The following is a 23,041-nucleotide window of genomic DNA, read 5'->3' as shown; positions in this document are numbered from 1 at the left end:
GATCAGTCCACCTCCGGGAAGTTCTTATACTTCAAGCAGCGAACCCGGTGGCCGGGGCTGATCTCGAAGGTCGGGATATCCTTTTCACGGCAGGCGGCGGTGCATTCGGGGCAGCGGTCCGCGAACTCACAGCCGGGCTTCAGGTTGGCCGGGTTGGGAGTGGAGCCGGGAATGGTCTCCAGCTTCTGGCCGTCGGCCAGGCCCAGCACGGGCACGCTGCGCAGCAGCGCCTTGGTGTAGGGGTGGGAGGTGCGGTCGAACACATCCTCCAGGCTGCCGAATTCCACCACGCGGCCCATGTACATGACGCAGACCTCGTCGGCCATCTCGGCCACCAGGCCCATGTTATGGGTAATCAGCACGATGGACTTGCCTTCCTTCACCTGCAGGTCCTTGAGCAGCTCCATGATCTGCGCCTGGATGGTCACATCCAGCGCGGTGGTGGGCTCGTCGCAGATGATCAGCTCCGGGTTGCAGATCATGGCAATAGCGATGACCACGCGCTGCTTCATGCCGCCGGAGAACTGATGGGGATAGCTGTCGATGCGCTCCTCAGGATCGGGGATGCCCAGCTTGCGGAACATCTCCAGAACCTTCACACGGGCTTCCTTCTTCTTCATGCCGGTGTGCTGGATCAGGCCCTCAGCCACCTGGTCACCCACCTTGTAAACCGGGTTCAGGCTGGACATGGGGTCCTGGAACACCATGGACATATCCGGGCCGCGCAGGGCGCGCATCTCAGGGCCGTTGGGGTCCTTGATCTTTTCCAGATGATACTCGGTCACCTTGCCGTCCCGCAAAGCGTTGTACTGGATGCTGTCCGCCTCGACCCGGGCGTTCTTGCCCAGGAAGCGCATGATGGAGTTCATGGTCACGCTCTTGCCGCAGCCGGACTCACCCACAACCGCCAGCGCGGTGCCGCGCTTCAACTGGAAGGAAACGTTCTTTACGATCCGGATCTCCTTGCGGTCGGAAATAAAGGTGGTATTCAGATTTTTTACGTCTAAGATGATCTCTTTTGTATCCATACTGCCGCCTCCTTACTGCTGTTTCGGGTCCAGAACGTCCCGCAGGCCGTCGCCGAAGAAGTTGATGGCCAGAACGAACAGGCTGATGGCAAGACCGGGGAATACCCAGATCCACCACTGGTTGGTAACCACGGAAACAGACTTTGCAGCGTTCAGGATGTTGCCCCAGGTGGGGGTGCTGTCGGCAACGCCCAGGCCGATGAAGCTCAGGGAGGCCTCCTGCAGGATGAAGAACGCCACGTTGGTGGTGGTGGAAACGATGATGGGGCTCATCACGTTGGGCAGGATCTGCTTGAACATGATGTTGCTGCGCTTCATGCCGAAGGCCTCGCAGACCTTAACGTAGGTCTCGTTCTTCAGGCTCATGAACTCGTTGCGCACCATACGGAAGGTGGTCATCCAGCCGGTGACCACGAAGATGAACAGCAGGTTGCCCAGACCGCGCTGGTTGAGGATGGCCACCAGCATCATGACCAGAACCAGCTGGGGGAAGGCCTGGAAGATCTCGGAGATACGCACGATCACGCTGTCCACCCAGCCGCCGAAGTAACCGGCGATGGCGCCCAGCGCCGCGCCGATCACACTGCTGAGCACGGCGCAGAACACGCCGATCAGGATGGAATAGCAGCCGCCGATCAGCACGCGGGCCAGCAGGTCACGGCCGATGGTGTCGGTGCCGAAGATGTGACCGGCCTCAGGGGCAGCCTTCATGTTGGTCAGGTCGGGGGTGGCGTAGTCCACGCCCATAATGGCGCCGATGATGCAGGCCAGGGTCATCACAACAACGACCACCAGACCGAACACAGCCAGCTTATTGTTCAAAAATTTGCGGATATTCTTTTTCAGCAACGAGGAGGCTGCGCTTTTGTTTTGTTCCTTGATGCTTGCTGCATTGGGATTGCTCATATTCTACTCCTCCTCTCGCTTATTCGCCCAGGCGTACGCGCGGGTCCATGATGGCGTTCAGCACGTCCACCATGAAGGAGCACACTAGCATGGTGGCGGCGATAATCAGGGTGGTGACCATAACCACGTTGTAGTCGTTGGCCACGATGGCGTTGGTCATGGTCATGCCGATGCCGGGGTAAGAGAACACGCTCTCAACAACCACGGAACCGCCGATCAGGGTGGGAATACGGAACATCAGGATAACCAGAACCGGCTTCATTGCGTTGCGGAAGCCGTGCTTTAAGTAAACCTTCCACTCGGGGATGCCCTTGCTGCGGGCGGTCTTGATGTAGTCGCTGTTCAGCACGTCCAGCATGGTGTTGCGGGCGTAGCGCATCAGAACCGCCACCATGCCGATGGTCAGGGTGGTCACCGGCAGGAACAGGTGCATGAAGGCGTCCACAAAGGCGTTGGTGGCGTCCGGGCTCACCCGGTTCGCCGCCGGGAAGATGCCCAGCTTGATAGAGAAGATCTGGATCAGGATGATGCCAACCAGGAACTGGGGAACCGCCTGGCCCAGAACAGCCAGCACGCGGCCGATGTAGTCGATGATGCCGTTCTGGCGGATGGCGGAAATAATACCGATGCCGATACCGATGATGGCGGACAGCACCAGAGAGTAACCGGCCAGCTCCAGGGTGTAAGGCATACGGACGGCCAGGGTGCTGGCGATGGAGGTACCGTCGGTGATGGAATAACCGAAGTCACCGTGCAGCATGTTGCCCAGCCAGTTGAAGTACTGAACAATCAGGGGATCGTTCAGGCCCAGCTCCTCACGCAGCTGCTCCACCACCTCGGGGCTGGCGGAAAGCTGTTCTGGGCTGAGCATGAAGTTGATGGGGTCGATGCCGGTCGCCTGCAGGCCGAAGAACACGATCAGGCTGATGACGAGCAGCATCGGGATCATCAGAAGAAGCTTTTTGAGAATGAACTTTAGCATGTTCTCACTCCAATCTCGGTGATTCAAATGGGGCGAAGCACAGGCCCGCCGGAGGAGCCTGCCGAAAAAGAAAGGGAGAGACGAAAGGCAAAGGCCAACGTCTCTCCCTTTCCAGCAATCACATTATGCTAGGGATCGCAGCGATACCAGCGGATCAGGCCATCTCCCAGTTGGCGAAATCCAGATCGCAGCTGTACAGGGGGTTGCAGAAGGTAACGCCCTCGGGAATCTTCACGTTGCTGCTGGTGAACACGTAGTTACCAACGGTGAACAGGGGAACCTTGTACAGCTTCTCCTGCTCCAGATCCTGCAGGGTCTTCAGAGCAGCGTTCTTCTCTTCCTCGGTGGTGGCGGCAGAGTAGGTGGCGATGGCCTCGTCAAAGGCGGTGTCGCCGCCCCAGATGTTCTGGAACAGAGCGTCGGTGCTCAGGTACTCGCTGTACCACTCGTCCAGGGAGAAAGAGCTCTTGCCCTTGAAGCCGATGTCGTACTGGCGGGTGGTGAACAGATCGGTGGTGCCGTCGTTGGACAGGGTGGACTCAACAGTCAGGCCAGCCTGCTCCAGGTAGTAAACGATGGTGTTGATCAGGTCGATGCTGGTCTGATCGTTGTTGTAGTAGCAGATGCGGATGGGACGGCTCATATCGTAGCCGGAAGCGGCGATATCGGCCTTGGCCTTCTCAGCGTCGAAGGTGTAGCTGAAGCCGTTGTAAGCGGGGTGAGAATCGGGCACGCCGGAGTTCAGCACGGTAGCGCTGGGATACAGGGTAGCCAGAGTAGCGCGGTCGATGGCTTCCATGATGGCCTTGCGGACCTCAACGTTCTGCATGGCCGCGTTCTCGGTGCCGTCGGTGCCCTTCATGTTGAAGATGAAGTACTTGTAGAACAGTACGTCAACCTCGTGAGAGGTGTAGTTGCTCATGCCCTCCATGGCCTCTACCAGGTCGGTGGCATTGCCGTACAGGTAGTCGGCATTGCCGGACTGGGCAGCGGTCAGGTAGTCGTTCACGTAGGAAACGGTGACCTTCTGGATCTTGGCAGGAGTGCCTTCATAGTTGGGGTTGGGAACCATGGTGAAGTAGTTGCCCACGTTGAACTCGCCAACCATGTAATAGCCGTTGGTCACGGGGTTCTGCCAGAAGGTGGTGTCGGCATCCAGCTTCAGAACATCCACGTTCTCCAGGCTGTGCTTGGGCAGGATGGCGAACTGGCTCAGGATCTGAGGCAGGGAGCTGTAGGGCTCGCTCAGGGTCAGGGTGATCACATTGCCTTCAGCGCTCTTCTCGGCGATCTTCTTGAACGCGGAGGTGTAAATGGCGTTCACCTGGGTGGTCTGCAGGGCAGCGTCGATGGACCACAGCACATCGTCGGCGGTCAGGGCCTCGCCATCGCTCCACTTCAGGCCGTCCTTCAGGGTGATGGTGTAGGTCAGGCCGTCCTCGCTGACCTCATAGCTCTCGGCCAGGTCAGGGCTTACCTCGTTCAGGGTGCTGTCCGCAATGAACAGGCTGCGGAACATCAGGTTGGTGGGCAGGGTGCGGTTGTACCAGGGGGTGGGAACCTTGTCGTCGGTGCTGCTGCCGTCGGTGGTGGACAGGACCAGCTTCAGGGTGCCGTCGCTTGCGGGAGCGGCAGTGCCGGCGCTGGATGCACCGCTGGTGGCGGTGGAACCGCTGGTGGTCGAGCCACCGCCGCAGGCTACCATAGAAAGTGCCATGGCAGCTGCGAGAACAAGTGCAAGAACTTTCTTCATGTTTTTTGCCTCCTTCAAAAATCGAGAGTCCCTTCTCCGATCGCTTCACAACACATATGCATCAGAGCCAAGGGGCTCCATTTCCCTTGGAACAAGGTGTGCCTTCGTGCACCCCTTGCTGTACTCTTATGGTACCATTTATGAAAATTTTTTTCAATTATAAAGTCCTACGAATCTGCCCGAGTCAAATTTGTCACTTTGCACAAGTCATCTTTAAAAAAGCCATTTTTTGGCTTCATAGTGCTATTTTTTAGAGTGCGCTCTGTTATTTTTTGTTACTTTTGCCGCCTCTTTTTTCCAATTTTCTCCACACTCTCCTTTCTTCTTTTTTCCGGGCATCGATCCCCTTTCGGGCGGAAAATGAAAAAAATTTTCTCATTTTGAAAGGATTCTATCGTAATCCTCTTTTTCCACCGATCTCTCCCCTGCTTTCCGCCGCACGATTGCAAACACAAAAAAGCCCGGGCGCACCCTCACTCAACAGGTGCGCCCGGGCACGATTCCCGGTCAGACTTCGTCGTAGTATTCGTTGCTCAAGATTTTGAACACAGCTTTCTTCACATGGGTGCAGCTGCCGTTGCTCACGGTGGGCATGTGGGACTCACCCGCCAGGAACAAGGCGAACATACCATCTCCCAGACGGCTCCGGTTCCCCAGAGGGCCATCGCCGAAGCCGATGTCCGCCGCGTCATCAAAGCCGTTTGCATCCGGGGTGTAGCAGCTGGACACCAGAATGTCCTCGCTGCCCTCCAGATCCATCTGCAGGTCAATGTATTTGCGGTGCACCTCGTAGTGTGCGCCCTCCTCCGGGCGGGTATCCGCCTCCATCACGTTCACAAATACCCGGCTGCCGTCGATCTCAGTGCGGCCCAGGGGCAGCTCCTCCACCTTATGGGTCTTGGCCCATTCGATCACCTTGTCCAGTCCCTTGGAAAGGCCCTTGTAGGCGCTCAGATTGCTGAAATTATCATAAATCATGGTTCATCCTCCTTTTCCGGCCGCCATTTATGGGCAGCCGGTTCAAACAAACAAAATACCAGGTGGCAGCAGCCACCTGGTATCGATAAACAATCGGGTCTGAGAAATCAGCCCTTCACAGCACCCATGGTGATGCCCTGCGTGAAGTACTTCTGGAACATCAGGAACACGGCCAGGATGGGAATGGCGGCAACCGCAGCACCGGCCATGATCAGGCCGAAGTCGGTGGCCATTTCGGCCTGCAGGTTCGCGATACCCAGCGAGATGGTCAGGCTGGTGTTCTTGGTCAGCATGATCAACTGCATGAAGTAATCGTTCCAGGCGGTGATGAAGGTGAAGATGGCCAGCGCGCCGATGCCGGGCTTGACCATGGGCAGGATGATCTGCACGAAGGTACGCACTTCACCGGCACCGTCAATGCGGGCGGCCTCCAGCATCTCGTTGGGGATGCCTTCGCTGAACTGCTTCATCAGGAACACGCCGAAGGGCCAGCCCACGGTGGGCAGAATCACGGCCCACAGAGTATCGTGGATGCCCAGGAAGGACATCTCCTTCAGCAGGGGGATCAGGATAACCTGCTTGGGCAGCGCCATGGCGCAGACGATCAGGCTGAAGATCACGGTGCGGCCGTAGAATTTCTTCTTGGCCAGAACATAACCGGCCATAGCGGCGGTGATGCAGGTCAGGATCATGGCGACCACAGCGATGAAGATGGTGTTCCACAGCCACAGCAGAGCCGGGTTGTCAAACAGCTTCTCGTAGTTGGCCAGAGTGGGGTTGGTGGGGAACCACTGGGGAGTGGGGGTGTTGATGTCCGCTGCAGTCTTCACAGAACCGGTGAAGATCCAGTACAGGGGAAACACCAGGAACACGGTCAGAACGGCAAGGATGATGCCGGAAAAGACCTTGTAAGGAGTCATTTTACCAGTCACAGTCTTCATCTTCTATGCCTCCTTAATCGTTGCCCTTGCCGGCTACCTTGAACTGCAAAGCAGACAGCAAAGCGATGATGATGGCCAGAATCACGCCCATGGCGTTGCCGTAGCCGTATTCATACAGCTTGAATGCCTTGTAGTAGATGTAGTACATGATGGTGTTGGTGGAGTTGTTGGGTCCGCCGCTGGTCAGCAGCTGGATCAGCGCGAAACACTGGAAGCTGTTGATGGTGGTGATGACCAGAATGTACAGGGTGGTGGGAGTGATCTGGGGCCACATGATCTTCCAGAAGGTCTGCAGCTTGGTGGCGCCGTCCACCTGCGCGGCCTCAGTCAGGCTGGCATCCACATTGCCCAGAGCGGAAACGTACAGCACGATGGGCTGGCCAATGCTGGTGGTGAACAGGATCAGGATGATACACCAGATGGCGGTCTGGGTGTTACCCAGCCAGTTCACGTTGTTGTCGATCACGCCAACGCCCTTGGCCACATAGTTGATGATGCCGTAGTAGTTGTTGAACATCCACTTCCACACCACGGTAACGGCCACGGTACCGGTTACAACAGGCAGGTAGAAGATGCAGCGGAAGAAGGAGCACGAAGCCGACTTCATTTTATAAATGGCCGAAGCCACCCACAGGGAGAACGCGGTAACAGTGGGCACAGCCACCACCACGATCAGTGCGGTATTCATCAAGGCCTTCCAGAAGATCTCGTCCTGAAACATCTTGATGTAGTTGCCAAAACCAACGAAAATGTCCTCACGGGCCATGGTGGAATCGAAGAAGCTCGTCCACAGGCACATGACCATGGGGATCAGAACAAAACCAACGAAAACGATCAGAAACGGCAGCAGGAAAAGGTAGGCCGCAAGGGTCTCGCGGCGTGCCTCCGCCCGGCTGATGCCAAGACCGGAGCGTTTGCTGGGTCCTTTTACAGGCTGCTTAGCGGCAGATGTAGTCAAATGGATCCTCTCCTCTCATCTCTCACAGGTTCCTCTAACGCCGGAACAGCGGGTGAATCATGTTCACGTCTTTTAAGAAAGAGCGCACCTCTCTTTTTGCGCATCGGGCGAAAAAGAGAGGTGCGCGTCCCTGCTCTAACGAATCAGTTGGAAGGGCTGCTCCTTAGCCGATGGCGGCGTTGGAGGTCTCAACGAACTTGTCAGCAGCAGCCTGAACGTCGCTGCCGTTGCCAACTTCCTGCAGCATGTTCCACCAAGCAGTGCGCTGCTCGGTCCAGCCGCCGGTCACGTTGTAGTAGTCACCCATGTTGGGCAGGAAGGTCTGGAAGGTAGCCATGCGCTCCTCGTTCTCGGTGCCGGCGTAAACATTGCCGAAGGAAGCACGAACGGGGAAGAAGCCGGTGGCCTGCACGCTGGCGGGACCCTGGGTAGCGTCGTCACAGATGAACTTGATGAAGGTCTTGGCAGCCTCGATCTTGGCCTCGTCGCCGTTGTTGAAGATGCCGAAGCCCCAGATACCGCCGCACAGCTCAACCTTGCCGTCATCGGTGGGGAAGTTCATGGCGTAGGGGGTGAAGGTGACCTGCTCAGCGTAGGTAGCCTCGTTGGAAGCGTTCCAGCAGAAGGTCATGGCAGCAGTGCCGTTGGCGAACATCTGCAGCTCGTCGGAAGCCTGCATAGCGGGGTCGAAGGTCAGAGCCTTCTCACTGTTCAGCTTCTGCAGCAGCTCCAGAGCCTTTACGTTCTCGGCGCTGTTGGCAGTGTAAGCGGTGTGATCAGCGGTGGTGTAGGTGCCGCTGTACAGGTTGTTCACCAGAGCGCGGGTGCCCTGGTCGCCGCCCTGGCCGCCGCAGTAAACGATGGCGGGGGTCATAACCTTGCCGCTGTCGCGCAGGGTCTCCAGAGCCTTCACGAAGTTATCGGTGGTCCAGGTACGGGTCTCCTGATCAATGTACTGCAGAGCGCCGGTCTCCTCGAACAGCTCGTAGTTGATGGCCATGTTGTGAGCGGTCATGCACATGGGGTACTCATAGTACTTGCCGTCGGCGCCCTTGCAGGCGTTCACAACAGCCTCGCTGGTCTTGCTGATGTCGGCGGTGGCCTCTTCGGTCCACAGGTCGCTCAGATCAACCATCAGGCCCTTGGCGCCCCAATTGGATACCAGACGCTCGGGACCCTCGAAGATGATGTCGGGGGTGTTCTTGGCTTCGATGGCGGTGGTCACCTTATCGTCGCCGTTGGTGTAGTCCAGGTACTCCACGTTGACCTTGATGTCGGGGTACTGCTTGTTGAACTCGGCGATGAAGCCGTTCACGGTCTCCTCCTTCTGCCAGGAGCCGATGGGATAGGTCCACAGGGTGATCTCGGTAGCAGCGCCGGAAGCGGTGCTGGTGCCGGTGCTCGCTGCAGTGGAACCAGAGGTGGCGGTGCTGGTGCTGGTGCTGCCGCCGCAAGCCACCATGGACAGCGCCATTGCGCCGGCCATAACAAGTGCTAACGCTTTTTTCATTTGAAATCTCCTCCTTAAGGATTTTCTGTCTGTTCGGTCCGATCATGGCGTGAAAAACACGCCGTCTCGCTTTACTAAAATTCTAGCATTCGTGAAAAATTTTTTCAATTGTGAAGTCCACCTATCTTTCCTGTGAATATTCAGTGAACTTGCACAACGGATTTTTGGGCTTTTTTTCCTTGAGATTCCGTCATTTTTGACTTATAATATAGTTATCGTTGATTCTATTTTGTAATTATTACATAAAGTTACAAATTATCCTCATTTTCTCCTTTCTAAAACATGTTTGAAAAATTTTTTCTTTCAAAACCTGCGAGGAGCATTTCTGGAGTGTATCGCCTATGTTAGACCTTATGTATCAAATCAATACCCACTACGATCAGTTCACCCCCTCTTCCCGGAAGATCGCAGACTATCTGCTTGAGCACTGCGCCCAGGCGCAATATCTTTCCATCTCAGGGCTGGCCAATGAATGCGGAGTAGCCGAAGCCACCATCTTCCGGTTCTGCAAGCAGCTGGGTTTCGGGGGATACAACGAATTCAAGCTGGCATTGGCGAAATCCAGTATACTGAATCAGCCCAACCCCTACGCGGCCTACGGTGAACTCACCCCGGAGGACAACACGGTGGAGGCCATGTGCCGCCGGCTGTACGAGTCAAATATCCAGGCGCTGAACCAGACGCTTTCGCTGCTGGACGAGGCAGCCCTCATCAAAGCGGGCGATCTGCTGGCAGGCGCGGGCAAGATTCTGGGCCTGGGCTACGGCGGCAGTATGGCCACCGTGCGGGAGGCCTGGAGCCGCTTTCTCACCGTGACCTCCAAGTTCTTCGTCATTGAGGACAATCACATGCAGATCATGGCCGCCAGCCTGCTGGAGGAAAACGATGTGATCCTGTTCGTCTCCTATTCCGGCTCCACCCGGGACGCGGAGGATGTGCTCCGGCCCGCCAAAGCCCGGGGTGCCAAGATCGTGCTGATCACCCACTACGCCGACTCCCCCGCCGCCGGTATGGCGGATGTGGTGCTGCTGTGCGGCGGGCACGAGCGTCCGCTGCAGACCGGTAGCATCGCAGCCAAGATGGCCATGCTGTTCGTGGTGGATATGCTGGTGAACGAGTTCTGCCGCCGGGATATGGACACCACCATGCGCAACAAGGACTTGACCGCAAACGCACTGGCCATCCGCCATCTGTAATCCTGTTTTTGCCACAAAAAAGGACCCGCCTTCCAGCAGGAAGGCGGGTCCTTTTTTCTTTTTACAATAAAAACAGCGGAATTACTTGGCGTTCATAAAGCATTCCCGGTTCTGCCACAGGTAGATGCCACCCGAAAGCAGGGTCACCAGCGCCACCGCCCAGCACAGCACCATGGAGATCAGGCCTACCGCCATGATATCGCCGCCGCTGGAGAAGGCCGCCGCAAAATAGTAGAACAGGATCGTGAGCATCTGCAGCACGGTTTTCACCTTGCCCCACATGTTGGCCGCGATCACATGATTGGAGGAAGCCGCCACCATGCGCACACCGGCCACGGCAAACTCCCGGGCCAGGATGATGGCCACCACCCAGATGCTGCACACGCCGTCCCGCATCATGTACAGGAAGGCCACAGTGGTGAGCAGCTTGTCGGCCAGGGGGTCGGCAAATTTGCCGAAGTCGGTCACCAGGTTCCACTTGCGGGCCAGGTAGCCGTCCAGAAAATCGGTGAAGCTGGCCACCGCGAACACCACACCCGCCGCCAGATACCAGACGGGGTCAAAGCTGGAGGTGCCGTACTGGCTCATCTGAGCCAGTACCATAAACACCGGCACCAGCACGATGCGGGCCAGGGTAAGCTTATTGGGCAGATTCATCCTTCTCATCCTCCACTACATAGCCGTACAGATCGTACATATCGCTTTCCTCGATGTACACCTGATAGAACTCGCCGGGATACATCGGGTCCTCGCTGGAAACGCACACGTTGCCGTCGATCTCCGGGGCATCCGCCTCACTGCGGCACAGATACAGGCCGCTCTCCTCGTCGATGCCGTCGCAGATCACGGTGAGGGTCTTGCCCACCTTCTCCTCCAGCTTGGCGGCGCTGATGTTGGCCTGGGCGCGCATGATGATATCGGCCCGGCGCTGCTTCTCCTCCTCCGGCAGCTGGTCCGGCATGGAGGCAGCCACAGTGTCCTCCTCGGGGCTGAAGGCAAAGCAGCCCAGCCGCTCAAAGGCGGTGTCCTTCACGAACTGACACAGCTCCTCGAACTCCTCCTCGGTCTCGCCGGGGTAACCCGCGATCAGAGTGGTGCGCAGGGTGATGCCGGGAATGGCCTGACGCAGCCGCTGGATGGCGCTTTCCACCACCTGACGATCGCCCTTGCGGTTCATGGCCTTGAGCACCCGGCTGTTGCAATGCTGGATGGGCAGGTCCAGATAGGGCACCACCTTCTCGTTGCGGGCCATGGCCGCGATGAAGGCGTCGGTGATGCGCTCAGGGTAGGCATACAGGATGCGGATCCAGCGGATGCCCTCGATCTTGTTCAGCTCGTCCAGCAGCTCGCAGATGCTGTTCTTGCCCCAGTCATCGCCGTAGGCGGTGGGGTCCTGAGCAACCAGCACCAGTTCCTTCACGCCCTCGTTGGCCAGCCAGCGGGCCTCGGCCAGGCAGTCCTCCATGGGACGGCTGCGCAGCGGACCGCGGATCAGCGGGATGGCGCAGTAGTGGCAGCGGTTGTTGCAGCCCTCAGCAATTTTCAGATAGGCGTAGTGATGGGGGGTGGAGATCACCCGGCGGCCGCCCAGAGGCAGGTCGGTCTTGGGGCCGTAGTATTCCCGGTTCTGGTCCTCCGCGCCGCCGCACAGACGGTCGATGATCTGGGGAATGGCCTTGTTGGAGCCGATGCCCACCACCGCGTCCACCTCAGGGATCTCGGTGCGGATCTCATGCTGGTAGCGCTCGGCCAGGCAGCCGGTGACCACCACCTTCAGGTTGGGGTTCTGCTCCTTGTAGGAGCAGGCGTTCAGGATATTCTCGATGGCCTCGGTCTTGGCGCTCTCGATGAAGCCGCAGGTGTTCACGATGATCACATCCGCCAAGCTCAGGTCGGCGGTGGTGGTGTGACCGGCAGCGATGAGACCGTGGCACATCACGTCGGCATCCACCTGGTTTTTGGGGCAGCCCAGCGAAATGATTGCGATATTCAATGCAGTATTCTCCTTTTTGTCTGGTTCGTTTGCGCCGCGCCGCTCTCGATTCACGGGCGGGCGGTCATTACAGGAAAAGGCGAGGGAGCAGCCTCCCTCGCCTTTTTATTCTATCATGTTTCTAGAGGTAAAGTCCAGCTTTGCAGGGTGGAAGTTGGCGGAAATCCGGCCCTTCCCCCGCCCTTTTCGCCGTTCAGAACTCCGGTTCCCAGTCCGGCTGGTCCTCTTCGGGCGGGTTTTCCTCCTCCCAGCGGGCCAGCGCCTCCTTGATGTCTCCCAGAGAAAAGCCACGGCGTGCCATGGCGGCGATCACGTTCTGGCGTTTGCCCGCGGCCAGCTTGCGGCCGTAGCTGCGGCACAGCAGCTGGTAAACCGCGTCGGCGGGGCTTTCCTCTTCAAAAAGCTCCTCCAGCACCTGAGCGGCAATCTGCCGGTCCACGCCCTTTTCCGCCAGATGGGCCCGGATCTGGGCCGGGCTTTTGTGCCGAGCCAGCAGGTATTTTGCCCGGTGGCGGGCAAAGGCCTCGTCGTTGAGCAGCCCCAGCTCCACGCAGCGGGCCACGGCTGCCGCGGCCGCCCGGTCGTCCTCCAGCTTTTTGCGCACTTTATCGTACAGCTCGCCGCTGGAATGATCCCGCAGCGAGAGGTATTCCATGGCCTTATCCAGCGCGCGGCGGTAGGCCTTGTCCTCCTCTTCAAACAGCACCGGCTCAGTCCTCGACCATGATGTCCAGGTCGGCCTCGCTTACCGATACAGCCTGCTCCTTGGCGGGAGCCTCTGCTGCGGCGGGGGCAGGCGCAGCCACCACCGGGGTCACCGAGCCCTTTGCCTTCTTGCCGCCCTTCACCAGCTTATCGGCGTTCTGGCGCACCAGCTCTTCGATCTCGGCCATCAGCTCGGGATGCTCCTTGAAATAGATCTTCACGTTGTCGCGGCCCTGGCCCAGGCGGGTCTCGCCATAGCTGAACCACGCGCCGCTCTTCTGCACGATGCCCAGGGTCACCGCCAGATCCAGGATCTCGCCGGTCTTGCTGATGCCCTCGCCGAACATGATGTCGAACTCGGCCTCCTTAAAGGGAGGCGCCACCTTGTTCTTGACCACCTTGGCACGGGTGCGGTTGCCGATGAAGGCGCCGGTGGAATCCTTCAGGCCCTCAATGCGGCGCACATCGATGCGCACGGAGGAATAGTATTTCAGCGCGCGGCCGCCGGCGGTCACCTCGGGGTTGCCGTAGGACACACCCACCTTTTCACGCAGCTGGTTAATGAAGATGGCCACGGTGTTGGTCTTGCCGATAACACCGGTCAGCTTGCGCAGGGCCTGGCTCATCAGGCGGGCCTGCAGGCCCACGTGGGAGTCGCCCATCTCACCCTCGATCTCAGCGCGGGGCACCATGGCGGCCACCGAGTCGATAACGATGGCATCGATGGCGCCGGAGCGCACCAGCGCCTCGCAGATCTCCAGCGCCTGTTCGCCGGTGTCCGGCTGGCTCACCAGCAGGCTGTCGATGTCCACACCCAGGGCGCGGGCATACACCGGGTCCAGCGCGTGCTCCACGTCGATGAAGGCCACCTCGCCGCCGGCCTTCTGGGCCTCGGCCAGCACATGCAGTGCCAGGGTGGTCTTACCGCTGGATTCCGGTCCGTAGATCTCCACTACACGGCCGCGGGGCATACCGCCCACACCCAGCGCCAGGTCCAGCGACAGGCTGCCGGTGGAAATGGCATCCACCTGCATGGACACGTTGCTGCCCAGCTTCATCACAGCGCCCTTGCCGAACTGTTTTTCGATCTGAGCCAGCGCGGTTTCCAGCGCAGCCTTTTTGTCTCCCGCCGCCTTTTTGCTGGGGGAAGGAAGAGGTTTCTTGTCTGCCATAATGCTTCTTGCTCCTTTATTCAAATCGGATTCGTTTTCATCACTTTCCACCACAGGCCCAACGGACCGGGCGGCTTTTGTTTCGCATGCTCTTATTATACACAAAAGAAAAGAAACTTACAACTGCAAGTTGTAAGTTTCTTGTTGATCGACCGTTTTATCGGACCTTTTCTCCCTTTTTTCAGGGCTTTTGGCCCAGAACCACCCGGTCCTTGCCCGCCAGATCCTGCCGGACGGCCACATTCCGGTAGCCCGCGGCCTCAAAAATGCCGCGCACCGCCGCCCCCTGGGCCCAGCCGATCTCCACCGCCAGCCAGCCGCCGCGCCGCAGCGCAGCAAAGTAACCGGGGGCAATGTGCTCGTAAAAGGCCAGCCCCTCGTGCTCCGCCTCCAGGGCCATTTCCGGCTCAAAGCGCAGCTCCGGCTCCAGGGTCTTCATCTCGTCGCCGGTCACGTAGGGCGGGTTGGAGAGGACGAGGTCCAGGCTCTCCGGCTCCAGTTCGTTCTGGTAGGTGAATACATCCCCTGCCACCGGCTGCACCGCGGGCCGCTCCGAATCGAAGCCGGGCAGTGCTCCGGCAGCATTCCAGGTCAGGTAAGCAAAGGCCTCGGGGCTTTTTTCCAGGCAGGTGACCCGGGCGGCGGGAACCAGCCGCTTGACGCCCAGGCCCACACAGCCGCTTCCGGCGCACAGATCCAGCACCTGCGGGCCGGTCTTGCCCGCCAGCAGCTCCGCGCCGGTCTCGCACAGCAGCTCGGTGTCCGCCCGAGGGATCAGCACCCCGGGGCCCACCTCCAGCTCAAAATCCAGGAAGGGCCAGCGCCCCGCCAGATACTGCAGCGGATACCGCTGCGCCCGCTTTTCGGTCAGCTGCTCCAGGCGTTCCTTCTGCGCTTCGGTCAGCTCACCGTCCGCCCAGCGCCAGTTTTTGCCCGCCACCAGCTCCATCAAGCAGGCCGCATCAAAAGCCGCATCCTCCACACCGGCCGCCTCCAGCCGGGCCCGCGCCCAGACATGGGCGGCCCGGGGCGCACCGCTTACCACAGCCCCTCCTCCGGGCGGCCGGGCAGCACCGGCTTCACCGCGGCGATGGCCACCTCGATCATGGAATCATCCGGCTCGAAGGTGGTCAGATGCTGCAGCCAGAGGCCCGGTGCACTGATGATGCGGGTGGCCAGATTATCGTATCGGCCCGCCAGCTTGATCAGCTCATAGCTGATGCCCATGACCACCGGCAGCAAAAGCAGCTTGAGCACCACCCGCAGGCCGGTGCTGTTCCAGGGCAGCACGCTGAACAGAAGGATGCTCACGATCAGCACCAGGATCATAAAGCTGGTGCCGCAGCGAGGATGGAACCGGCAGTGGCGGCGGATGTTCTCCACCGTCAGCTCCTCGCCCGCCTCATAGCAGGCGATGGTCTTGTGCTCCGCACCGTGGTACTCAAATACCCGGTGGATCTCCTTCATGCGGGTGCACAGGAACAGATAGATCACGAACATGGCAATCTTGAGTACGCCCTCCAGCAGAACCTTGCCCCAACCCAGGGGTACAAAGTGGTTGATACCGCCTACAATGGCGGTGGGCAATACCATAAAGAGCACAATGGCCATCATGCCGCCGATCACCGCGGCCAGCCCCATCAGAAAGCTCTGGAATTTGGGCCCGGTGTGCTCCTCCAGCCACAGATCCAGCTTGCTGGGCTGCTCCTGCTCCTCCTCGGTCATGCTCACCTCGGCGGAGTGCATCAGGTACCGATAGCCCAGCACCAGATTTTCAATCATGGCGCAGGCGCCCCGTACAAAGGGGATCTTCTGCCAACTGTGATGCTTCACGTCCTCCATGGTCAGGTCGATCTCGCCGTCCGGCTTGCGCACGGCCACGCAGATTTTTTTGGGGCCGCGCATCATGATGCCCTCCATCAGGGCCTGACCGCCCACGCTGGTCTTAAAACGTTCCTTTGGTTTTTCCATTCTTTCTCCTTTCAGCCGGGCTGACACACCGGCTCCAGCTTTGCGGAGCCGTCCTCTGTGTTCACCCGGTAAAGCCAGCCTGACCGCACCGGCGCACCGGTCTGGTCGGTCAGCAGCTCCTGGTCCGCGGTGGGCTGGCCATCCGCCGCGCAGTATACATATTCAAACCCCTGTTCCACCAGATACTCGTTCCACCGCAGCGAAAGCCCGTGGGAATCGCCGCACTCGGTGGGGGACCAGTATTCCACCTGATTGGGCAACAGCGCATAGCGCAGCAGCTGGCCCAGCCGGTCCATGGAGGAGGTCTGGGTGATCGCCAGCACCCGGTCCGTGGGTTCCAGGCAGCCGTGCAGCGCCTCGGCCTCCTGCAGGATGCCGTCCACTCCGGATGCCTGATCGCCCATGAACTGTTCAAACACCGTCTGGTAAGCGCCGGGCAGCCAGCGGGCCGGGGCATACCAGTTCACGCAGGCAAGGAAGGCCGCGCCCGTGCAGCACCAGGCCAGAGGCTTTCTCCTTCCCCAATACTGCCATAGCGCCGCCCCCAGCACCAGATAAAGGGCTCCGGTGGGCAGCGGGCCGATGTAGCGGCTGAAGGCGGAAAGGGTCAGCGCCTCGCCCTCCTGGAACAGGTACACATAAGAATAGCACACCGATGCCGCATACACAACAAAAATCAATGTAAAAACTGTCAGCACCGGGCGCAGTCCGGTCCAGCGCAGCCGGGGCAGCAGGCAGGCCAGCGCCCACACCACTGCCAGCATCGCCAGGGCGGAAAGCCCCCATCGCTTGGCCAGCGGCTGAACCGCCAGCGCCCGCAAAAAGGAGGGGATCACCTGCCCCGCCAGACCCTCGCCCTTCAAAAAGGCGGTCAGATTCTCCAGCGTATAGGCCTGGGGCGCATCCTCGGTGAAATAGGAAACATACCCCTTTTCCACGCACAGCCAGCGCCAGCTTTGCCACAGACCCGCGGCAGCCGCCACGGCAACACCCGCAAAGGCAAGTCTGCAGGCCCGGCCTTTGCTGCAAAACAGCGCCCGCCGCCACAAAATCGCCGCGGCCAGCAGCCCCGCCGCCGCATACAGAATGCCGGTGCTCTTGGTCAGCACCAGCAGGCAGGCCAGCAGGCTCACGGTCAGCCCGTCCAGAAGATCCGGCCCGGTGCGGCTGCGCCAGGCAGTGTAAGCCATGCAGCCCAGCATCAGGCCCATCAAAGGCTCCACCACAAGGCTCTCGTTGTAATAGTGATTGAACACCGCCGGGAACAGCAGCAGGAACACCGCGCCGCCCACTGCGGCAGCGATTCGTTGCAGTCTACCGCCCTCGCCTGTTTTCTCCAGAAGGGGCAGCGTCAGGCCGGTGTACCACAGCAGCTGGCCCCAGAACAGCAGCGGATGGGAAAAGGGCTGCCCGATCTGCAAAAACACCAGCAGCATCTGGGCGCCGGGCGGATAGTCCGCATAGGCGCTGGCCAGCTGCGCTCCGTCGGGAAAGGCCTCCAGCCCGCACATCTGCTTGCTGAAAAGCGCCCAGTGGAGCAGGTCGTCCAGCATCACGAAACGGATCTGCCGCATCAGCAGCCAGCCAGCAGCCAGTGCCAGCACCAACGCCAAAACGGCCGGCCGCACAAGCACCGCCGTGCATCGGCCCGCGCCCGCTTTGCGGCAGCGAACCACCGCCGCAAGGAAAGCCACACCGGCGCACACTGCCATCACCGGCAGCGCCGTGCTTTTCTGCCCGGCCAGCGTGGCGCAGTAGGTCACAAGAGCGGCCCCGGCCAGAACAGCCGGGACCGTGCGTTCCATCGGCCGCTCCAGCGCCAGGGCCAGCGCCGCCGCCAGAACGAGCAAAATCAAAATCGTCACAGGGTTACTCCTTTTCCGGGCTCTCCGCCGGGTCGTTCACCGCCCAGGCGGGCGCTTCCCCGCTGCCCCGATAGATGGGCAGGCGCAGGGTCACAGTGGTGCCCTTGCCCAGCTCGGAGGCAATATCCGCCGAGCCGTCCAGCGCGGTCATGATCTCATCCACCACCGCAAGACCGATGCCGCTGCCGCGCACCGCGCCCTTGCCCTTGAAGAATTTCAGCTTCACATTTTCCAGATCGTCCGGCGCAATGCCCCGGCCCTCGTCCTTGATCAGCACGTATACATTCTCGCCGTCCTGCAAAAGATCCAGGGTGATGGCTCCGCCGGGCGAGGAATACTTCACCGCGTTGTCCATCACATTGATGAACACCTGGCGCAGTCGGCTCCCATCCGCCCAGATGGGCAAAGGCAGCTCCGGCTCCTCATACACCAGCCGCAGCCCCTCGGCGCGGATGCGCGCCTCCATGAACAGGGCCGCATCGGTGAGTTCGGCCACCAGATCCAGCGGCCGGCATTCCAGCTTCACGCCGCTCTGCAGCCGGGAAAAGCTGAGCAGCTCCTCCACCATATCATACAGCCGGTCGGTCTCCCGCCCGATGATGGACAGGCCCTTGCGGTAGTTTTCGTCCTCCGGGTCCCGGATATGGGCGATGGTCTCCACCCAGCCCCGGATGCTGGTGAGCGGAGTGCGCAGCTCGTGGCTCACCGACGAGATAAACTCGTTCTGCAGCCGCTCGGTCTTGGAAAGCTCCCCCGCCATCTGGTTGATGGTGTTGCACAGCCGCCCGATCTCGTCGCCGTCGCTGCCCTCGGGCAGGCGGGCGCTCAGATCGCCCCGGGCGATGGCATTCGCTGTCTGCTCCACCTCGTCCAGCGGACGCACGATGGAACGGATGAAAAACACGCCGCTCCAGACGCTGAACAGCAGAATCACCGCACCGAGGCCCAAAGCCAGCAGTATCCGCTCCACCATCATCTGGTCCACCATGGTCAGGCTGGTGACCATACGCAGGGCCGCCACATCCTCCGCCGGGTAGGGCACCATTACGGTAAGGGCCATCACCCGCTCGCCGGTCACGCTGGTGTACACGCTTCGGCCGCCGCTGTTGGAGGATTCCATGGCCATGAGAAAATCCTCGGGGGCCTTTTCGTAGCGCAGCGTTCCGCCCGAGGAGGTGGCAATCACCTGACCCTCGCTGTCCAGCAGCATGAACTCGAACTTGTCCTTCTCGTCGAACTGCTCCACCATCCGGCGCAGCAGGCTGCTCCGATTCTGGGAGGTCTGCTCCGCGCTCTGGCCGGTGGTGATCTTCAGCTGACCGCCCATGCTGGAAATTCGGCTGAGCATAGCCTGCTGCACCCCGTTGTAGCTGCCGGAGATCAGGGTATAGATATAGATGCTCACCGCACCCGCCACCAGCAAAAAGGTGATCAGAAGGCTGCTGCGCAGCCATCGTTTGGTGATGCTGTTCATGGCAGCCCCCTTCCTGCGTGTCTGCCTGTCATCCGTTCCAGCGGTAGCCGTAGCCCCACACGGTGAGGATGTGCTTGGGGCTGGAGGGCTCGTCCTCCACCTTCATGCGAAGGCGGCGGATGTTCACATCCACGATCTTCACGTCGCCGTAGTAATTCTCGCCCCAGACCCCTTCCAGGATCTTTTCCCGCACCAGTGCGGTGCCGGGGTTCTGGAAGAACAGCTCCATGATCTGGAACTCAACCTGGGTCAGATCAATGGGCTTGCCCGCCTTGTACAGCACCCGGCTTTTCTGGTCCAGAATAAACTGGCCGCTTACCATGCGGGTCTCGTCCGGCACAGGGGCCTCCGCCGCGCCCCGGTTGACCCGGCGGCACAGCGCCTCGATGCGGGCCAGCAGCTCGGATACGCTGAAGGGCTTGGTCATATAATCATCCGCTCCGATGGACAGCCCCCGGATCTTATCCTGCTCCATGCTCTTGGCGCTCAGGATGATGATGCCGATGTTCGGGTCGTCCCGGCGGATGGTCTCGCACAGGGAAAAGCCGTTCATACCGGGCAGCATCACATCCAGCACGGCAGCGTCGCACTTCTGGCCCTGGCTGAGCAGCGCCAGGCCCTGCTCGGCACTGCCTGCCTCCAGCACCTGATAGCCTGCCATCTGAAGATTCAAGGCGATCAGCTCGCGGATGCTGGTCTCGTCTTCCACAACTAACACTCTACGCATGCAATCAAACCTCCTATAAAAACGGGGCGGGCGGCTTTGAGCCGCTCACAGCATCCGGAAGCAGCCGGTCATTGCCGCCGGCTGCAGGTTTTCGCCGTTTTCGCCGATATGGGAAGCCAGAATCCTGGCCTGTACCTTTTTGCCGCCCACGTTCCCCAGGCGGAAATAGGACCCGCCCTCGGTGCTGGGCTCCACCACCCGGACCTCCAGGTAGCCGGTGCCGTCCTCCAGGCTGCGGATGGCCCAGCTGCCCTCCTGCGAGCCCTCCTTCACCTGGATCTTGCCCTCCCAGCTGGGGGGCAGCTCCAGATAAAAGCCGTTTTCCAGATCCACAATACCGAAGCTCTTCTCCGGGTCGGTGCTGGTGTAATCCATCCAGGCCACAAAGCTCAGGCGGCTCACCGAGATGTTTCCGTTGGCGTCCGGCAGCTCCACCGGAATCTCCACCGTTCCGTCGCCGTCGATGTCCCTGCTGGTGAGCAGGCTGGAATAACGGATGCTTTCGGTGTAGATATCCACCGGCAGCAGCGGAACATATTCCTCCAGCTGCTGGGTGGTCGCATTATAACCGAGCAGGATGCTGGCCAGCGCCGAGCCGGAACCCACGTAGCCGTCCAGCACCAGATAATAGCCGCCGTCCGACCCGCTGCTCAGATGCAGGCCCTCGCAGCTGGAAAAACGTTCCGGGCTCAGCCAGAATTCCTGGGCCATGGTAAATTCGCCCCGGATGGCCGTGAGCAGCTGCACCTTCATTCCGTCAACCGTCTGGGGGCCGATCAAAATCAGGTCCTTCAGGCCGCTTCCGGTGATGTCCTGCAATTCATACTGGGAATAAGCCTGCTCCATCACCTGGGTGAGGGTCTGGTCCTGATAGGCATACACCGAAAGATATTTTTCCCCGCTGGTGCCCACATAGCCAATCAGCAGCTGAACCCCGCCGTCACCGCTCATGGCTGCGGTGCTCACGCTGTCCACCTCGGCGGAAAGGCCCTCGATTTCCTGGGTCACCACCCAGCTGCCGCCGCTCTGCTCCAGAATTGCCAGGCAGACGTTCTGCATCCCGGAGCTCACATACAGCGCCGCCGCATCCATGGAGCCGTCGCCGTTCCAGTCTCCGAACAGAAAGGGGGAGAGGATATCGCCGTTCTGGGGGTATTTCAGCTGGGGCGCTTCGCCCAGATAGGCCGTGATCGCCCGCTGCACATTGGTCTGGGGACCGGCCAGCTGAGGGGCACGCAGAAGCTCCTCCACCCCGCCGCTCATGCTGCCGGTGCAGCCGCACAAAAGGCATGCCGCCAGCGTGAGCGCTGCCAAAGCCATTCGTTTCACGGCCGTCGCCCCCTTCCTGCCCGCGGCATCTCGTACCCCGAGCCAAAAAAGATAATCTGCTTTATTATATCACGATAATAAACTGATTCCAAGTAGCATCGTCAAAACCCCGGCCGCGAAGCCCGCCGCAGCCCGGGACCCTGGACCCAGCCGGTAGGCCATGGGCAGCAGCTCAAAGGCCGCCGCCCAGCACATCACCCCGGCCACTCCGGCCAGCATTCCGTTCAGAAAGCCCGGAGTGAGCAGAGACCCCAGCAGCCCAAAGGCCAGCACCGCCCCCAGCGGCTCGGCCAATCCGCTGGCAAAGGCCGCGCCCGCCGCCTTTGCCCGGCTTTTGGTGGCGTAATACAGCGGCGCAGCCACCGCCAGGCCCTCGGGCAGGTTGTGCAGCCCCACCGCCAGGCTCAGCCGCAGCCCCGCCGCCGGGTCTGCCACCCCTGCGAACAGGGTGAGTGCCCCCTCCGGAAGATTGTGGGCCAGCAGTGCCAGACCGGTGACCAGTGCGCCCCGAAACGCAGCCGCCCTGCCTTCTCCGCCCTGCTGTTGCTTTGCCTCGGGCAGAAGCTGCTCCAGCAGCGCCGCCGAAGCCATGCCCAGCAGTGCAAGGCTGGTCACCGCCAGCCCCGCGCCCACCGGACCCATAGCCTCCCGCCAGCCCGCCAGCGCATGAGGCAGCAGGTCCAGCAGGCTCACGGCCAGCATCACCCCCGCCGCAAAGCCGCTGCACAGCGCCATGGCCCGCCGTCCGGGGCGAAAGAGCGCGGCCACCAGACCGCCGATGCCGGTACTCAGCCCGGCCAGAACTGTCAACGTGAGCGCATGCAGCATACAACAACACCCCATATCCTTTTTGTACAAGGATATGGGGTGTGAAAAAGCGCTATGCGTACGGGCAATCAGCTCCGGCCGCTGAGCAGCACCCGGATCTTGGCCTCCAGCGCCAGCGCAAAGCGGGCCTGGCTGGCCGCGTCAAAGTGCATCCAGTCCGCCTCGCCCGGCTGCACGTAGGGGTTGCAGTCCATGAATTCGCAGCCGGTATCCCGGGCGGTCTGCTCCATCAGAGCGGGCAGCAGGCGGGATTTTTCCACGCAGCCCTCGCCCATCTCCTGGCCTATGCGGGGCACCTGATGTACCCGGGGATCGATCATGATGGGCGCCACGATCAGCACCCTGGGTTCGCCTGCCCACACCGGCAGCTGCTTTGCCCGGGTCACCAGACGGGCCAGCCCGTCGGCAATGTTCTGGGCAGTGGCGGAATAACGCTGCTTGCAGTCGTTGGTGCCCAGCATCACCACCAAGAGGTCCAGCGGACTGTGAGCGTTCAGCGCCGGGGCCAGGTGTGCAAAGCCGCAGAGGCCTTCGTTCAGCGGGTCCTCAAACACAGTGGTGCGGCCGCACATCCCTTCCTCCGCCACCAGATACCCATCGCCCAGCTGCTCCTGCAAAAGACGGGTCCAGCGCACGTCGTCCTCATAGCGGCCGCCGGTGGCGGCGCAGTAGCCCCAGGTGTTGGAATCGCCGTAGCATACAATGTGTTTTCTGTTCATGGATGT

21 protein-coding genes are annotated in these 23,041 nt (G+C 60.4%); 1 reads left to right on the top strand and 20 read right to left on the bottom strand.

What is annotated here, in order from left to right:
• Positions 1-2 precede the first annotated feature (2 nt).
• From B5F28_RS01105 to B5F28_RS01070, 8 genes are all read right to left on the bottom strand, one after another.
• A complete protein-coding gene (locus B5F28_RS01105; protein WP_087292280.1) occupies positions 3-1,028 on the bottom strand; it encodes an ABC transporter ATP-binding protein in 1,026 nt (341 codons plus the stop codon).
• 12 nt (positions 1,029-1,040) lie between these two features.
• On the bottom strand, positions 1,041-1,934 hold the full coding sequence (locus tag B5F28_RS01100) for an ABC transporter permease (RefSeq protein ID WP_087292277.1): 894 nt from the start codon (positions 1,932-1,934) through the stop codon (positions 1,041-1,043).
• 19 nt (positions 1,935-1,953) lie between these two features.
• Positions 1,954-2,916 (bottom strand): ABC transporter permease, encoded by a 963-nt coding sequence (locus B5F28_RS01095; RefSeq protein WP_087180822.1) that lies wholly within the window; start codon positions 2,914-2,916, stop codon positions 1,954-1,956.
• Between the two features lie 154 nt (positions 2,917-3,070).
• Positions 3,071-4,669, bottom strand: a complete 1,599-nt coding sequence (locus B5F28_RS01090; protein ID WP_087292274.1) for an ABC transporter substrate-binding protein — start codon at positions 4,667-4,669, stop codon at positions 3,071-3,073.
• A gap of 507 nt (positions 4,670-5,176) precedes the next feature.
• Positions 5,177-5,647, bottom strand: a complete 471-nt coding sequence (locus B5F28_RS01085; RefSeq protein ID WP_087292271.1) for a NanQ anomerase/TabA/YiaL family protein — start codon at positions 5,645-5,647, stop codon at positions 5,177-5,179.
• A gap of 107 nt (positions 5,648-5,754) precedes the next feature.
• The gene (locus B5F28_RS01080; RefSeq protein WP_087292268.1) at positions 5,755-6,588 is read right to left on the bottom strand and encodes a carbohydrate ABC transporter permease; all 834 of its coding nucleotides are present in this window, start codon (positions 6,586-6,588) and stop codon (positions 5,755-5,757) included.
• Between the two features lie 13 nt (positions 6,589-6,601).
• Entirely contained in the window at positions 6,602-7,546 is a 945-nt protein-coding gene (locus tag B5F28_RS01075; protein WP_414600602.1) for a carbohydrate ABC transporter permease, read from the bottom strand.
• 163 nt (positions 7,547-7,709) lie between these two features.
• Positions 7,710-9,056 (bottom strand): ABC transporter substrate-binding protein, encoded by a 1,347-nt coding sequence (locus B5F28_RS01070; protein WP_087292265.1) that lies wholly within the window; start codon positions 9,054-9,056, stop codon positions 7,710-7,712.
• 341 nt (positions 9,057-9,397) lie between these two features.
• Here B5F28_RS01070 and B5F28_RS01065 point away from each other — a divergent pair, with 341 nt between their 5' ends.
• Positions 9,398-10,252, top strand: a complete 855-nt coding sequence (locus tag B5F28_RS01065; protein ID WP_087292262.1) for a MurR/RpiR family transcriptional regulator — start codon at positions 9,398-9,400, stop codon at positions 10,250-10,252.
• Between the two features lie 81 nt (positions 10,253-10,333).
• On the opposite strand, the gene pgsA is transcribed toward B5F28_RS01065, so the two are convergent.
• The 12 genes from pgsA to B5F28_RS01005 form a co-directional block, all read right to left on the bottom strand.
• A complete protein-coding gene (gene pgsA / locus B5F28_RS01060; protein ID WP_087292259.1) occupies positions 10,334-10,909 on the bottom strand; it encodes a CDP-diacylglycerol--glycerol-3-phosphate 3-phosphatidyltransferase in 576 nt (191 codons plus the stop codon).
• A complete protein-coding gene (gene rimO / locus B5F28_RS01055; RefSeq protein ID WP_087292256.1) occupies positions 10,893-12,245 on the bottom strand; it encodes a 30S ribosomal protein S12 methylthiotransferase RimO in 1,353 nt (450 codons plus the stop codon). Before rimO ends, pgsA begins: the two co-directional genes overlap by 17 nt.
• A gap of 193 nt (positions 12,246-12,438) precedes the next feature.
• Entirely contained in the window at positions 12,439-12,951 is a 513-nt protein-coding gene (locus B5F28_RS01050) for a regulatory protein RecX (protein ID WP_087292252.1), read from the bottom strand.
• Positions 12,952-12,955: 4 nt separating this feature from the next.
• Positions 12,956-14,122 (bottom strand): recombinase RecA, encoded by a 1,167-nt coding sequence (recA, locus tag B5F28_RS01045; RefSeq protein ID WP_087292249.1) that lies wholly within the window; start codon positions 14,120-14,122, stop codon positions 12,956-12,958.
• 181 nt (positions 14,123-14,303) lie between these two features.
• Positions 14,304-15,167, bottom strand: a complete 864-nt coding sequence (gene prmC, locus B5F28_RS01040; protein ID WP_158097476.1) for a peptide chain release factor N(5)-glutamine methyltransferase — start codon at positions 15,165-15,167, stop codon at positions 14,304-14,306.
• Positions 15,161-16,093 (bottom strand): DUF1385 domain-containing protein, encoded by a 933-nt coding sequence (locus B5F28_RS01035; RefSeq protein WP_087292246.1) that lies wholly within the window; start codon positions 16,091-16,093, stop codon positions 15,161-15,163. The genes prmC and B5F28_RS01035 overlap by 7 nt, the downstream gene beginning before the upstream one ends.
• A gap of 11 nt (positions 16,094-16,104) precedes the next feature.
• Positions 16,105-17,958, bottom strand: a complete 1,854-nt coding sequence (locus B5F28_RS01030; RefSeq protein ID WP_143424663.1) for a hypothetical protein — start codon at positions 17,956-17,958, stop codon at positions 16,105-16,107.
• Positions 17,959-17,962: 4 nt separating this feature from the next.
• Positions 17,963-19,432 (bottom strand): sensor histidine kinase, encoded by a 1,470-nt coding sequence (locus B5F28_RS01025; RefSeq protein ID WP_087292240.1) that lies wholly within the window; start codon positions 19,430-19,432, stop codon positions 17,963-17,965.
• A gap of 28 nt (positions 19,433-19,460) precedes the next feature.
• Positions 19,461-20,159 (bottom strand): response regulator transcription factor, encoded by a 699-nt coding sequence (locus B5F28_RS01020; protein WP_087180809.1) that lies wholly within the window; start codon positions 20,157-20,159, stop codon positions 19,461-19,463.
• Between the two features lie 45 nt (positions 20,160-20,204).
• Positions 20,205-21,488, bottom strand: a complete 1,284-nt coding sequence (locus B5F28_RS01015; RefSeq protein WP_143424662.1) for a hypothetical protein — start codon at positions 21,486-21,488, stop codon at positions 20,205-20,207.
• Positions 21,489-21,557: 69 nt separating this feature from the next.
• The gene (locus B5F28_RS01010; RefSeq protein WP_143424661.1) at positions 21,558-22,316 is read right to left on the bottom strand and encodes a ZIP family metal transporter; all 759 of its coding nucleotides are present in this window, start codon (positions 22,314-22,316) and stop codon (positions 21,558-21,560) included.
• Positions 22,317-22,384: 68 nt separating this feature from the next.
• On the bottom strand, positions 22,385-23,035 hold the full coding sequence (locus B5F28_RS01005) for a GDSL-type esterase/lipase family protein (RefSeq protein WP_087292230.1): 651 nt from the start codon (positions 23,033-23,035) through the stop codon (positions 22,385-22,387).
• Between the last annotated feature and the right edge of the window lie 6 nt (positions 23,036-23,041).

Source organism: Gemmiger sp. An194 (assembly GCF_002160145.1).
GTDB lineage: Bacteria > Bacillota > Clostridia > Oscillospirales > Ruminococcaceae > Allofournierella.
This window is presented reverse-complemented; position numbering and strand designations above follow the sequence as displayed.